The sequence below is a fragment of the Nonomuraea sp. NPDC050202 genome (genome assembly GCF_040656115.1).
GTDB lineage: Bacteria > Actinomycetota > Actinomycetes > Streptosporangiales > Streptosporangiaceae > Nonomuraea.
This window is the reverse complement of record NZ_JBFALF010000016.1, coordinates 64952-78107: the sequence shown is the minus strand read 5'-3', so window position 1 is coordinate 78107 and position 13156 is coordinate 64952. Positions and strand designations below refer to the sequence as shown.

Here is a 13156-nt window from a genome sequence, read left to right as displayed (position 1 = left end):
AGTGATCCCTTCACGAGACGTAAGGCTGGTCGCGACGTCCCGAGCGCAGCGCGCGGCCCCACCAGGTGAGCTGGTCGAGCATGGCCGCGATGGCGCGCAGGCGGTCGTCGGTGTCGAGGGGGCGGCAGCTCTCGTCGATGCTCGCGGCGAGCAGGTCGAGCCCCACCCAGTCGCGCATGGTGACGGCGTGCAGGGCGGTGAAGACCGTACGGAGCTGCTCGACGGCGTAGTGGCCGCGGGAGCCCGAGCCGTAGGCGACGATGCCGACCGGCTTGGCCTGCCACTCGTCATAGGCGTAGTCGATCGCCTGCTTGAGCGAGGCGGGGAAGCTGCGGTTGTACTCGGGGGTCACCACGACGAAGGCGTCCGCGCCGGAGACGGTGCCGGTGAAGCGCCGCATGGACGGCGTGGCCTCCTCCGGGTAGCAGGCCGGGAAGGCGTACGCGGCCAGGTCGAGCACCTCGACGGCGAGGTCGTCGCGCAGGCGTGCCCGCTCGGCGAACCACGCGCCGACCGTGTCGCAGACGCGGCCCGCCCGGGTGCTGCCGATGATCACTGTGACGTTCAACGGCTGGTCCGTCATGGTGCCCACCCCCTTCATCCAGGAGGCGCTAGACGGGCCGCTAGATCCGATCTAGCAAAAGCCCGCCAGGGCCTGGCGGCAAGCGCGGGAGGTGAGGGCGAGCGTCTCCCCGTCGGGCCTGCCCTCGTTCATCGAGACGGCCGCCGTCCCGCTGACGGCGCCGATCGCGGCCCCCACCATCGCGTACGCGGTCATCCGCGAGATCCCGCAGGCGCTGACGAGCGCGGCGGCCAGCCGCTCCATCCGGGTGTTCGAGCGGTCGATCGAGGCCCGGGGCGAGAAGACGGGCAGCTCGACCGTCTGCCCGACCAGCCCCGCCGTGAGCCCCATCGTCCAGCTCTCGGCCAGCATCTCGTCGAAGGCCCTGGCCAGCAGCTCGGCCGGGCTCTCGCCTGGCCGGGCGGAGCGGATCATTGCGACGCCGGCGTCCAGGCGCTCGTCGCTGTTGGTGTGGAGCAGTGGTGGCCTACCTGCCCGCGGGGTGGCCGCGGGTCGCGCGGGCCTACGGGGACGAGCGGTGGTGGGTGCTCCTGATCCCCCTCGCGGCCGCGGTCGTGCTCATCCTCGTCGCCCGCCACCATGCTGCTGGCCGTCGGCACCGGCACGGGCACGGGCCATGCGCTCGGCACCGGCACGGGCGTGGGTCATGCGCTGGGGGGTGGCGCGGGCGTGGGTCAGGCGCTGGGCGTGGGCCATGCGCTGGGCGCGGGCGTGGGTGACGCGCTCCGTGGCCTGGGCCGTGGTGGTGGCCTCGGCACTCTGCGTCGCCCTGTGGGAGGCCGGGACGATCGGCTCGGCGGCGTTCCTGCTCACCCCCTTCGGGTACGGCCACCCCTCGCTCTCACCCGGTCTCGTGGCCCCCGCCGCGTTCGCCCTGGTGGCCGCCGGGCTCGTGGTCGCCGGCGGCGCCGGATTCGCCAGGCGCGACCTGCTCGCCTGAGGCGGGCAGGTGCAGCGTGAACACCGTGTTCCCCGGCACGCTGGTCACCTCCACCCGCCCGCCGTGGGCCGCCGCCACCGCCGACACGATGGCCAGGCCGAGCCCGCTGCCCCCGGCGAGCCGCGAGCGCGACCCGTCGCCGCGGGCGAACCTGCCGAACACGTGCGGCAGCACGTGCGCGGGGATGCCGGGCCCGTCGTCGGCCACCCGCACGCTCACCTGGCCGGGGGTCACCAGCACGGTCGTCGTCACGGTGGTGCCCGGCGTGGTGTGGGTGCGGGCGTTGGCCAGCAGGTTCGTCACGACCTGGTGCAGCCGGTCGGCGTCCCCGACGACCGGGGCCGGCTGGTCGGGCAGGCTGACCAGCCAGCGGTGGGAGGGCGCGGCCGCGTACGCGTCGCTGATCGCGTTCACCACGACCGGCGACAGGTCCAGCTCCAGCCGGTCGAGCGGGCGGCCCGCGTCCAGCCTGGCCAGCAGCAGCAGGTCCTCGACCAGCGTGGTCATCCGGCCCGCCTCGGAGCTGATGCGGCTCAGGGCGTGCGCCGTCTGCGGGCCGTGCGGCTCGCCGCTGCGCTCGGTGAGCTGCGCGTAGCCGACGATCGAGGCGAGCGGGGTGCGCAGCTCGTGGCTGGCGTCCGCGATGAACTGCCGCAGCCGCGTCTCGCTCTCGCGCCGCACCGCGAAGGCCGTCTCCACGTGCCCGAGCATCCGGTTCAGCGCGCCGCCGACCTGCCCGACCTCGGTCCGCGGGTCGGTGTCCACCTCGGGCACGCGGGCCAGCCGGACGGCGTCGCCGGTGGCCAGCGGCAGCTCCGACACCCGGGCGGCGGTGGCGGCGAGCCGGCCGAGCGGGCGTACGGCGCGGCGGACGAGCAGGGTGCACGCGATGGCCATCAGCGCCACGCCGGCCAGCGTCACCGCGGCCTCCACCACGACGAGCCTGGTCAGCGTGGTCCGCATGCCGGTGAGCGGCAGCCCGACGACCAGCAGGTCGCCGTCACGGGTGAGCGCGCCGACCATCCGGTAGTCGCCCAGGGGCCCGAGGCTGACGGTCACGGGCTCGCCTGTCACGCCGGCCACGGCGGGCGGCGCGGGCACGTCCCGCACGGTTCCCGGATCCGTGAGCACGGCGGCCCGGCGGATCACGCCCTGCCGCACCCGCGCGCCGAACGTCTCCACCGCCTGCCCCGGCGTCAGCAGGAACGCCACCTCCCTGGCCTCGGGAGGCGGGTTGTCCGGTCCGGCCGTACGCGTGGAGCGGTGGGCCGCGGAGTGCACCTGGAGGTCGAGCCGGTCGGTGAGGAAGGCGTTGAGGAACAGCGTCGTCGCGGTGGCGATGACGGCCGAGACGACGGCCAGCAGCGCGATCGAGGAGACCACCAGCTTGGTCTCGAGCGACCTCGTCATCCGGCTGGTCGGAGCGTGTATCCCACCCCACGCACGGTGTGGATCATCGGCTTGCGCTGGGCGTCGATCTTGCGCCGCAGATAGGAGATGTACAGCTCGACCACGTTGCTCTGGCCGCCGAAGTCGTAGGCCCACACCCGGTCGAGGATCTGCGCCTTGCTGAGCACCCGCCCCGGGTTGTGCATGAGGAAGCGCAGCAGCTCGAACTCGGTCGGCGTGAGCCGGATCTCCTTGCCCGCCCGCCGTACCTCGTGGGTCTCCTGATCCAGCGTGAGGTCGCCGACCACCAGCCCGGCGTCGGGCCGCGTCCCCGCCGCGCCCGTGCGGCGCAGCAGGCCGCGCAGCCTGATGACGACCTCCTCCAGGCTGAACGGCTTGGTGACGTAGTCGTCGGCGCCCGCGCGCAGGCCGATCAGCCGGTCCTGCACCGAGTCCTTCGCGGTCAGGAAGAGGACCGGTACGCCCGGCAGCACGGCGCGCAGCCGGGGCAGGAGCGCGATCCCGTCCATGTCGGGCAGCATGACGTCCAGGACGATCGCGTCGGGCCGGAACCCGCGGGCCGCTCTGATGGCCTCGCCGCCGTTGTGCGCGCAGCGGACGTCCCAGGACTCCTGGCGCATGACCATGGACAGGAGCTCGGTCAGTGACGGCTCGTCATCCACGACGAGGATGTTGATCGAGCTGCCGTCGGGCCGGCGCACGGGCTCGGACCTGAAGTTCGCGCTGGTCGTGTGCATGGTCGTGACGATGGCCTGCCTGGATGAGTGTTTGATGAAGGGCGGCCTGTGAAATGTCTGTGAGCTGCGGAAGGACCCGGCACGTGCCGGGTCCTTCCTATCCCTTCAAGGCGCGGTGAGAGCTACCCGGAGCCCACCCCCCTTCCCGTCAGACGAGCTTCCCGGACCAGACCGCGGCGGCGGCGGTGTAGACGCTGTAGGTCTCACCGTCGAAGTACGGCGAGCTGATGTAGTCCACCCGGTCGTTCTCGTCCTGGTCGTAGAAGCTGCTGGTCACACCGTTGAGGTAGCCGACCCGCTTGGAACCGCTGTACTTCAGCAGCCACGGGCCGCCGTCCGCGCCGGCGGTCATGGAGCACTTCAGGCCGACGTGCTCCTCGATCTTCTTGGCGGCCGAGCCCACGGTCTTGGCCGTGGTCGTGCCGTAGCACCACTTCGGCGTGACACCCGTGAACGGCTTGTTGCCGTCGGGGTGCGCGGCCTGCGGGTAGCCGAAGACGTAGTGCGCCTTCTTGAGCGGCTGGTTCCAGGCGATGCCCTGGCCGCCGACGTTGTCGCCCAGGCGACCGGCGTCCTCGACCTCGATCGAGCCGCGGTGCCTGCTGGTGCCGGTCGACTTCGAGATCGTCACGCCGTTGTAGACGGAGACGAACGCGTAGTCGCGGTCGTAGTCCTCGTAGACGCTGTAGTCGTAGTGGACGAACGCCTGCTTGCCGACGTAGATGCCCCACGGGGCCTTGCCCTGGTAGTAACCGGGCACGAAGACCCAGCTGTCCATGAGCTGCTCGTCGTTGGCGGTGTCGTACACGCAGTGGCCGGCCGTGGCCACCATGTTGGCGTACTTGCCCTGGATCGACGAGGCCGAGCACCAGTGCTTCTCGCCGTCCTGGTCGACGAAGAAGACCTTGCCGATGGTCTTCGGCAGGTTCACGTTCTTCGACTTGGAGGTGGAGGTGGAGGTGGTGGTGCCGGTCGGCGCCACCGAGCCCGCCTTCGTGTCGGCGGTGGCGGTGGCGGTGCCGGTGGAGGTGAGCTTGTCGACCTCGGTGGTGTCCTCCTCGACGTAGGTGGCGGCCTCCAGCGCGGCGCCGTTGTTGTCGAACCAGAACTGGGCGATCGCCTTGGCGTCGGCGGCGCCGACGCTCTCGGACGACTTCCAGTGCGGATCGGCCTGCGCCTGCGCGGAACCGGCGAGGGAGGCGCCGAGCAGGGCGGCGGCGGCCAGCCCGCCACCGAGGGGAACGAGGGTGTGCTTGATCTTCAAGGGAATGCTCCTTGTTCGTCGCGGGAACGCGTCGAGCGTTCGGTGCGTCTATGGGGCAGGAACGTATCCCTCTTGACCGTGCCTTTATGTCCTCTTTGTCCGTATTTATCGGGCACACAGGTCGCCGTGATCTTCCCGTGATCGTTGTGAGATCATCTCCGTCCGCGCGTTCCGCAAGGCCCGTGCGGATCCTGAGTGCGAATCCGATGAAAAGCTGAGAATCGCATAAGAGAATGTATGTGTTGCACTTCACTCTCCCCAGGTCGAGGCCCCTGCCTGCGCTTATCCAACTCATAAGCTCATGACAGGCCTTTCTCAGATTCGCTCGGCAGAGTGCTGGACGTGGATGACCTTCGGGGCTGAATTCATCAGGTTCGGCCAGGTCCGTCCAGGATTGGATCATTACCCGTGCGCTTCGCCAAGCCCTTCACCGTGACCATCGCCGGCGCGGCCCTCATCGCCCTGCCCTTCGCCGGCTCCGCCGCCGCGGACGGCGCCCGGCCGCAGCCCGCCCCCACCGCCAAGGCCTCCCACTCGGCCCCGGCCAAGCAGGTGCGCAAGGACGACAAGCACAAGGACGCAAGGCGCCAGGCGATCTCGCTCAAGGTGGCCGTCAACCCGAGCCGGGTCCGCGCCGGCTCCTCCTACGACGTGACGATCCTCGCCAAGGGCATCTCCTCCGGCACCGCCGTCGTCACCAGCCCTGAGGGCAGGAGCTACCGCGTCTCCCTCTCGGGCGGACGCGCCACCAAGGAGCTGACCGTGCCGTCGAAGGCGCGGGCGGGCAGCGAGACCGTCAGCGTCAAGGTCGGCGACAGGACCGCCACGGCCTCGTTCACCGTCGTCGCCCCCAGGACGTCCGAGAAGCAGGAGCGCGACGACCGCCGCCACGACGGCCGCGAGTAGCCAGCGGGGAGGGTGGGCCGGCGGCGCCGCCCCGGCCCACCTCCTACGCTTGCTCCTCGTGGACATCCGCACCAGAACCCCGGACGACCTGGCCGCCTGCGTCGAAGCCCTGGCCGAGGTCCAGGCCGCCGACCGCTACCCCGTGCACTGGCCGGACGACCCGGGCGCCTGGCTGACCCCCGGCGGCATGACCACGGCCTGGATCGCGGTCGAGGCGGGCGCGGTGCTCGGCCACGTGGCACTCACCCGTGACCTGGAGCTCAGCCGCCTGTTCGTCACCCCCGCCGCCCGGGGACGCGGCGTGGCCGCCCGGCTGCTCGACACGGCCCGCGCCGCCACCCCGCTGCCGCTCAAGCTGGAGGTCTCGTCGGAAGGGCGGGCCGCCATCAGGTTCTACGAGCGCTCGGGCTGGCGCAGGGTCGGCAGCACCCACGCCACCTGGCTGAACGCGGCCGGCGAGCCGGCTCTGCTGTACCACTACGTGAGCCCGCCCGGGCGCTGAGGGCACACGGCGAACGGGGCCGGTCAGGGCTTGCGGCCGACGCCCGCGTAGTAGACGGCCTCCCGGTCGGTGTAGAGGGTCTCGGGCGCGGGCCGCCAGCGCGGCAGCGGCACCACGCCCGGCTCCAGCAGCTCCAGCCCGTCGAAGAAGGAGGTGACCTCCTCCAGCGTGCGCAGCGTCATCGGGCTGCCGCCGCTCTCGTTCCAGTGCCGTACCCCCTCTTCGAGCTGCTTGCCCGCGAGCCCGTGGGAGAGGACGAGATGGCTGCCGGGGGCCATGGCGGACATCAGGTCCCGGATGATCGTGCGGGCGGCGCCCGTGTCGGGGACGAAGTCGACGACGCCGAGCAGGGTCAGGCCGATCGGGCGGTCGAAGTCGAGCAACTCGGCGGCGGAGGCGAGGATCTTGCCGGGGTCGCGGAGGTCGCCCTCCACGAAGACGGTCGTGCCCGCCGGCGCCGCGCGCAGCAGCTCGCGGGCGTGGGCCAGAACCGTCGGGTCGTTGTCGACGTACACCACCCGGCTGTCCGGGGCCACCGACTGGGCCACCTGGTGGGTGTTGTCCGCGGTCGGGATGCCGGTGCCGACATCGAGGAACTGGCGGACGCCCGCCTCGCCGGCCAGGTGGCGCACGGCGCGGCCGAGGAACTCCCTGTTGGCCCGCGCCAGCACCGGCAGGTCGGGGACGGCGGCGAGGATCTGCTCGCTGACGACGCGGTCGATCTCGTAGTGGTCGTGGCCGCCGAGCCACAGGTCGTAGATGCGGGCGGGGCTGGGGACGCTGGTGTCGAGGTCGAGCGGGCGGTCGGTCATCGGTTCGCGCCTTCCCGGGGAGCGGAGGGGGATGCGAGCAGCGTACGCCGGAAGATCGTCCCGGGCGGGGTGTCCGGGCGGCGCACCCGGTGCCCAGTGCCCAGTGCTCAGTGCCCGATGTTCAGTGCCCGATGTTCAGTGCCCGATGTTCAGTGCCCGATGTTCATTCGCAGGCGCGGAGAACCCGTGGTGCGGCGTGAAACTCTCATCGCGGCGCGGTGCTGGAGCGCACCACGAGCGTGGTGGGCAGCTCGACCCGCTGCGGCGCCGCGCCGGACAGCAGCGCGTCCAGGGCGGCGGAGCCCAGGTCGGGCCAGGGCTGGCGGACCGTCGTGAGCGCCGGCGTGACGTGCGCGGCGGCCCACGAGTCGTCGAAGCCCACCACGCTCACGTCGTCAGGCACCCGCAGGCCGTGCTCGCCCAGTGCCTGGTAGACCCCGACCGCCATCGCGTCCGAGCAGGTGAAGATGGCCGTGGGAAGCTCGGCGGAGAGCAGCTCGCGGGTGGCGGCCAGGCCGCCCTCGCGCTGGAAGCAGCCGCACACCTCCCAGCGCGGGTCGATCCTCAGCCCGGCCGCGGCCATGGCCTCCCGGTAGCCGGCCAGCCGATCGATCGCGCACGGCACGCCGGGGCGGCCCGTCACGATCGCGATGCGCTCGTGACCGAGTCCGATCAGGTGCTCGGTGGCCTCGCGGGCGCCGTCGCGGTTGGCCGCGGCCACGACCGAGAGCCCGGCCGGCGGCTTGCGCCGCGGGTCGACGATCACCGCGGGGATGCCGTGGTCGGCCAGCCAGGCCCGCTGCGTGGCGGTCGGCGACGTGCGCACCAGCAGCACGCCCGCGCTGTCCCGCGCGCCGATCCGGTCCAGCCAGGCCGGTGGCGGCTGGCCGTTCTTGGTCCGGCCGACCACGGCGGAGACGATCAGGTCCACGCCGAGCCGCCAGGCCGCGTCCTCCACGCCGCCGAGGATGGCCAGCGCGTACGGAGAGTCGAGCCCCTGCAGCATGACGTCCACCATGCTGCCCCGCGTGGGCCGGACCCGCTGGCGCGGGTAGCCGCGCCGCTCCAGCACCTCCGCGACCAGGCGTCTGGTGTGCTGCGAGACGCCGGATCGGCCGTTCAACGCCTTGGAAACGGTTGCAACCGAAACTCCGGCCTCGCGCGCGATCACCGCCAGCTTCGGCAGAGGGGCGGGAGTGTCCGGAGCCGTCATGCCCCCCACTCTGCTCCGAAGGGCGGGCATAAGGCCAGGCCAAGCCACCGAAAATTTCGAAATTTCGGCGTTTGCCCTGATAGTGGCTCCTGTCGGGTTCACGCGCCATTGACGTCGCGTTCGTGCTCACGCAACGTTTCCTGCAACCGATTGCAGGCCCGCGCTGGTCGCGGTCGGCTCGTTCGCCTTCATCCACAGCTGGAACAACTGCCTTTTCGCCCTCACGTTCATCAACGACCAGGAGAGATTCACCGTGCCCGTGGGCCTGGCCTACAACCTCGGCGAGAACAGCGTCGACCTCGGCGCCCTCCCCGCCGCACTGCCCGTCGTCATCGTCTTCGCCTTCATCCAGCGTTACCTCGTCCAGAGGATGTCCGCCGGGGCGGTGAAGGGATGACCTCTCAGACCTACCGCAACCCGGTGCTCGACGCCGACTGGTCCGACCCCGACGTCATCCGCGTCGGCGACGACTTCTACCTGACCGCCTCCACCTTCACCAAGGTGCCGGGCCTTCCGATCCTGCACTCGCGCGACCTGGTCAACTGGACGATCATCGGCCACGCCTACACCCGCGGCTACGACGACGTGCGGCCCGGCTGCGGCGTGTGGGCGCCCTCGCTGCGCCACCACGACGGCCGGTTCTGGATCTTCTTCGGCGACCCCGACGTGGGCATCTGCTGGGTGAGCGCGGAGGACCCGCGCGGCCCGTGGACCGCGCCGCACGTGGTCAAGCCGGGGCTCGGGCTGATCGACCCGTGCCCGCTGTGGGACGAGGACGGGCAGGCGTACCTGGTGCACGCCTGGGCCAGGAGCCGCGCGGGCGTCAACAACCGGCTCACCCTGCACCGCATGGCGCCCGACGGCAGCGCGGTGCTGGACGAGGGCACGCTGGTCATCGACGGTGACCTGCTGCCCGGATACCGGACCCTGGAAGGGCCCAAGCTCTACCGGCACGACGGCGCGTACTGGATCTTCGCTCCCGCCGGGGGCGTCGAGCAGGGCTGGCAGTCGGTGTTCCGCGCGGAGTCGATCTTCGGCCCGTACGAGGACCGCATCGTGCTGGAGCAGGGCCGCACCGACGTCAACGGGCCGCACCAGGGCGGCTGGGTGGACACCCCGTCCGGCGAGCACTGGTTCATGCACTTCCAGGACCGCGGCCCCTACGGCCGGGTCGTGCACCTGCAGCCCATGACGTGGGGCGAGGACGGCTGGCCGGCCATGGGCGACGGCGGCGAGCCCGTGGCCGGGTTCCGGGTGCCGGTGCCCGGCGGCGAGCCGGCCGCGCCCGCGACGTCCGACGACTTCGCCGGACCGGAGCTGGGGCTGCAGTGGAGCTGGCAGGCCAACCCCGACCCCTCCTGGTGGGAGCTGCGGGACGGCACGCTCCGGCTGGCCTGCGTGCAGGGGCCCAACGACCTGCGCGAGCGGCCGTCGGTGCTGGGGCAGCGGCTGCCCGGCGTGCCCTGCACGGTCACCGTCACGCTCACGCTGGCGGGCCAGGGCCGGGCGGGGCTGGCCGTGGTGGGGGACACCGCCGCGTCCGTCGGCCTGGAGCGCACCGCGGACGGCAAGCTGGTGCTGGTCTGCGGCGACGCGGAGCCGGTTCTGGTCGAGGAGGACGGCGCCGTCACGATCGGCGCCCGGATCGGCGCGGGCGCGCTGGTCACGTTCCTGGCCGACGGCAGGGAGATCGGCGCGCCCTTCCAGGCCACGCAGGGCCGATGGGTGGGGGCCGTGCTCGGCCTCTTCGCCGCGGGGGACGGCACCGGCGAAGCGATCTTCGAGGCGTTCACCGTGGACATCGAAAGGTAGCGGGCACAGCGGCCGCGAGGCTCCTCCTGGTCCCCGTCCATGAGGTGCCGGCCCGGGCTGGGGGAGCCCGGGCTGAGGGTGGTCTTTACCCGGAGCAATACAGCCGTAGAGTAGTCGTATCAGTACGCCTGGTTACGATGGCGAAGTTCGCGCATCCATCACGCCAGGGGGCTGAAAATGACCGATGAGACGCAGGCCGCGAGGATAAGGGTCAACGGGGCGGAAGAGAACGTACTCGATACCGAGGCCGCGCTGCTGCACGCCCAGGACGACCCGGTGGCCTCGGCCGCCGTTGACGTGGCCGTCGAGACCGAGCTGCTGGAGGACTCCGGGGCGCTGGACGCCCGCAGGGAGAGCGAGCGCCAGATCGCCGAGCTCTCCTCCAAGGAGCAGGAGCGCGTCCGCGGCATCCAGCGGGAGCTGCGCACCATGGGTGCCGACGTCTGGCCGGTCGCCAGGTGGTGGGGTTACGAGATCCACCTCAACGAGTCGGCCGCGCTGCTGGCGGCCGAGATCCCGCAGCTCGTCGGGGAGATCGCGGGCGCGGTGCTGGGCTCCTGGCTGGTCCCGGTCATCGAGCGCTCGGTGCGCGCCAAGGCCGAGTGGATCGCCTCGATCGCCCGGCCGTACGGGGTCAGGCTGGCCTCGCCGTGGACCGCCCCCGGCATGCTCGTCCCGGCCCGCCAGAGCGGCGGCGACACCAGCCTGTACTGGGCGGTCCACGAGCCGGGCGACGGCTGGAGCCCGGACCAGCGGTTCGTCGACCACTTCAGCGTGTCGGGCCCGGCCCTGGCCGAGTTCCAGGACCGGCTCTTCCTCGCCCACCGCGGCGCCGGCGGCGACTCCAGTCTGTGGTGGACGTGCTACGACGCCGAGGAGGGCTGGAGCGACGACCAGATGCTCCCCCGGCACTTCAGCGAGTCGGCCCCGGCGCTGGCCGCCTACGACGGCCGGCTCTACTGCGTGCACCGGGGCAGCCGCGGCGACACGGCGCTGTGGTGGGCACGCTGGGACGGCTCGTACTGGAGCTCCGACCAGCGCTTCCCGCAGCACTTCAGCGAGACGGCCCCGGCGCTGGCCGCCTACGACGGGCAGCTCTTCTGCGTGCACCGCGGCGCGGGCAGCGACCAGGCGCTGTGGTGGACCCGCTGGGACGGCTCCACCTGGAGCCCCGACGAGCGGCTGCCGCAGCACTTCAGCGCCGCCGACCCGGCGCTGGCCGTCTACCGCGGCCACCTCTACTGCGTGCACCGCGGCGCGGGCGGCGACTCGGCGCTGTGGTGGACCCGCTGGGACGGCTCCACCTGGAGCCCGGACCAGAAGCTGCCCGCCCACCACACCACCGAAGGCCCGGCCCTGACCGTCTACAAGGACCGGCTGTACTGCGTGCACCGCGGCTCCGCCGACCAGAGCCTGTGGTGGAGCAGCTTCAACGGCTCCGGCTGGACCGCCGACCAGCGGCTGCCCCACCACTACAGCGCCGAGGCCCCGGCGATCATCGCCTACCGCGACAAGAACGCCACCCACGACCAGCTCCTGTGCGTGCACCGGGGCATCCGCTAGAAGCGGCGAATGCCGGCTCGCGATCCGCGAGCCGGCATTCTCATGCGTGGATCACCAACCGGCGAGCTGCTCCAGGAACCACTCGATCAGCGGGCGCGACACCGAGGCGTGCTCGGTGTTGGTCGCGTCGCAGCAGAACGCGTCCAGGAACGTCTCGTCCTTCGGCAGGTCACCGAGGTCCAGGTACAGGTCCGACTGCCACTGGAACGGGTCCCTGGCCAGCGCGATCGCGCTGACCGCCGGTACGAACGCGCTGGCCCTGAAGCGGTCCTGGATCGGCAGCCCGGCCGCGTCGGCGAGCCGGCCCCACGAGTCCAGCGTGCCGCCGGGCGCCCCGTCGAACGCGCGCACGTGCGAGGTGGCGCTCGTCCACACCGGGGCGCCGAAGCGTACGGTGCCGACGTTCTGCAGCTCCCCGCCGTCCGGCTGGATCCGGGCCGTGAGCTGCAGCGCCTCGTGCTGCAGGTCGAAGACCGGCGTGCCGGGCGGCAGGTCGGGCCCCGTGCCGTTGCCCGTGCCGTTGGCCAGGCCCAGCTTGTACGGGCGCATCGGGAACCAGCCCACCCTGCGCAGGTCCTCCAGGAACTCCTGGCGCAGCGCGCTGGAGGTGGTCACGGGGCCGGAGTAGTCGGCGCTGTCCACCCAGCCCCACAGGAGCTGCTGCGCGGCCGGGCTGCGGATCAGCTCGGCCTGCCCCGGCCCGCCCGAGCGCGGCGCCAGCGACTCGTGCAGGTATGCGAGCTGCTGGAGCACCAGCGGGATCCAGGCGCCGAGGTGCGGCGAGTCGAAGGAGAAGTACTTGTCGGTCTGGTGGTCGACGCGATCGTTCTCCATGCGCGCCAGCGCGTAGCGGGTGACGATGCCGCCCATGCTGGCCCCGCCCACGACCAGCGGGTCGTCGCCCCGCCGCTCCTCGATGGCGCGCAGCACGGCGGTGACCGCCACGGCGGCGTTGGCCTGGATCGCGATGTGCCGCTGGTCGAAGCCCAGCAGCACGACGTCGATGCCCATCGACCTGAGCTGGTCGAGGAAGCCGGGCGCCCCCTTCTGGTACGGCTTGTTGAAGTGACGCCACAGCGCGTCCAGGTCGCTCGGCCCGTAGTTGAAGCCGTCGGCCAGGATCAGCGGCCTGGTCAGGTCGTCGTGCCCCTCGGCCAGGTGCACGGCCGCCCGGCCGGTGGCCGTCTGGCCCTGGTGCGGGCGGTCGCCGACCAGGTCCCAGATCTGGTCGGCGGGGCGGGTCTCGCCCTCGCGCTCCGGCGGGGTGGCGAACCAGACCCCTTGCTGCCCGAGCGCGTCGGCGATCCGCTCGATCTGCTCGGAGGTCAGGCTGCTCTCGACGCCCGAGGCCCTGGTCTCGACGTCGATTCTCGGTTCCTGCGCCATGCTCGATCCTCTCGCTTGCTGAGGGGCC

The 13156-nt window shown here is 72.0% G+C and carries 14 protein-coding genes; 6 read left to right on the top strand and 8 right to left on the bottom strand.

Annotated features, from left to right (window positions below; all coding sequences use genetic code 11):
* Positions 1 to 10 precede the first annotated feature (10 nt).
* Positions 11 to 583, bottom strand: a complete 573-nt coding sequence (locus AB0I79_RS34430) for an NAD(P)H-dependent oxidoreductase (protein ID WP_357882157.1) — start codon at positions 581 to 583, stop codon at positions 11 to 13.
* Between the two features lie 51 nt (positions 584 to 634).
* Positions 635 to 997 carry a hypothetical protein gene (locus tag AB0I79_RS34425; RefSeq protein ID WP_357882154.1) on the bottom strand — a complete coding sequence of 121 codons (363 nt, stop codon included), beginning with the start codon at positions 995 to 997 and terminating at the stop codon, positions 635 to 637.
* A 202-nt stretch (positions 998 to 1199) separates the two neighbouring features.
* Here AB0I79_RS34425 and AB0I79_RS34420 point away from each other — a divergent pair, with 202 nt between their 5' ends.
* The gene (locus AB0I79_RS34420) at positions 1200 to 1523 is read left to right on the top strand and encodes a hypothetical protein (protein WP_357882151.1); all 324 of its coding nucleotides are present in this window, start codon (positions 1200 to 1202) and stop codon (positions 1521 to 1523) included.
* Here the strand turns inward: AB0I79_RS34420 and AB0I79_RS34415 are convergent.
* The 3 genes from AB0I79_RS34415 to AB0I79_RS34405 all read right to left on the bottom strand — a co-directional run bounded on the left by AB0I79_RS34415 (position 1425) and on the right by AB0I79_RS34405 (position 4934).
* The gene (locus tag AB0I79_RS34415; RefSeq protein ID WP_357882148.1) at positions 1425 to 2933 is read right to left on the bottom strand and encodes a HAMP domain-containing sensor histidine kinase; all 1509 of its coding nucleotides are present in this window, start codon (positions 2931 to 2933) and stop codon (positions 1425 to 1427) included. The two genes, AB0I79_RS34420 and AB0I79_RS34415, sit on opposite strands and share 99 nt — an antisense overlap.
* Positions 2930 to 3670 (bottom strand): response regulator transcription factor, encoded by a 741-nt coding sequence (locus AB0I79_RS34410; protein WP_357882145.1) that lies wholly within the window; start codon positions 3668 to 3670, stop codon positions 2930 to 2932. Before AB0I79_RS34410 ends, AB0I79_RS34415 begins: the two co-directional genes overlap by 4 nt.
* A 148-nt stretch (positions 3671 to 3818) precedes the next feature.
* Complete coding sequence (locus AB0I79_RS34405; RefSeq protein WP_357882142.1) at positions 3819 to 4934, bottom strand: trypsin-like serine protease; 1116 nt, start codon at positions 4932 to 4934, stop codon at positions 3819 to 3821.
* A gap of 408 nt (positions 4935 to 5342) precedes the next feature.
* Between AB0I79_RS34405 and AB0I79_RS34400 the strand changes: the two genes are divergently transcribed.
* Both AB0I79_RS34400 and AB0I79_RS34395 read left to right on the top strand, forming a co-directional pair.
* Positions 5343 to 5840 carry a hypothetical protein gene (locus tag AB0I79_RS34400; RefSeq protein WP_357882139.1) on the top strand — a complete coding sequence of 166 codons (498 nt, stop codon included), beginning with the start codon at positions 5343 to 5345 and terminating at the stop codon, positions 5838 to 5840.
* Positions 5841 to 5898: 58 nt separating this feature from the next.
* Positions 5899 to 6342 (top strand): GNAT family N-acetyltransferase, encoded by a 444-nt coding sequence (locus AB0I79_RS34395; protein WP_357882136.1) that lies wholly within the window; start codon positions 5899 to 5901, stop codon positions 6340 to 6342.
* Between the two features lie 23 nt (positions 6343 to 6365).
* Here AB0I79_RS34395 and AB0I79_RS34390 read toward each other — a convergent pair whose 3' ends face one another.
* Together AB0I79_RS34390 and AB0I79_RS34385 are read right to left on the bottom strand one after the other, a co-directional pair.
* Positions 6366 to 7154 (bottom strand): SAM-dependent methyltransferase, encoded by a 789-nt coding sequence (locus AB0I79_RS34390; RefSeq protein WP_357882133.1) that lies wholly within the window; start codon positions 7152 to 7154, stop codon positions 6366 to 6368.
* Between the two features lie 205 nt (positions 7155 to 7359).
* A complete protein-coding gene (locus AB0I79_RS34385) occupies positions 7360 to 8367 on the bottom strand; it encodes a LacI family DNA-binding transcriptional regulator (RefSeq protein WP_357882130.1) in 1008 nt (335 codons plus the stop codon).
* 253 nt (positions 8368 to 8620) lie between these two features.
* Here AB0I79_RS34385 and AB0I79_RS34380 point away from each other — a divergent pair, with 253 nt between their 5' ends.
* From AB0I79_RS34380 to AB0I79_RS34370, 3 genes are all read left to right on the top strand, one after another.
* Positions 8621 to 8764: a hypothetical protein gene (locus AB0I79_RS34380; RefSeq protein ID WP_357882127.1), complete on the top strand. Its 144-nt coding sequence runs from the start codon at positions 8621 to 8623 to the stop codon at positions 8762 to 8764.
* A complete protein-coding gene (locus AB0I79_RS34375) occupies positions 8761 to 10179 on the top strand; it encodes a glycoside hydrolase 43 family protein (protein WP_357882124.1) in 1419 nt (472 codons plus the stop codon). Before AB0I79_RS34380 ends, AB0I79_RS34375 begins: the two co-directional genes overlap by 4 nt.
* Positions 10180 to 10356: 177 nt before the next feature.
* On the top strand, positions 10357 to 11742 hold the full coding sequence (locus tag AB0I79_RS34370; protein ID WP_357882121.1) for a hypothetical protein: 1386 nt from the start codon (positions 10357 to 10359) through the stop codon (positions 11740 to 11742).
* A 51-nt stretch (positions 11743 to 11793) separates the two neighbouring features.
* Here the strand turns inward: AB0I79_RS34370 and AB0I79_RS34365 are convergent, their stop codons facing one another.
* A complete protein-coding gene (locus tag AB0I79_RS34365; protein WP_357882115.1) occupies positions 11794 to 13128 on the bottom strand; it encodes a hypothetical protein in 1335 nt (444 codons plus the stop codon).
* Between the last annotated feature and the right edge of the window lie 28 nt (positions 13129 to 13156).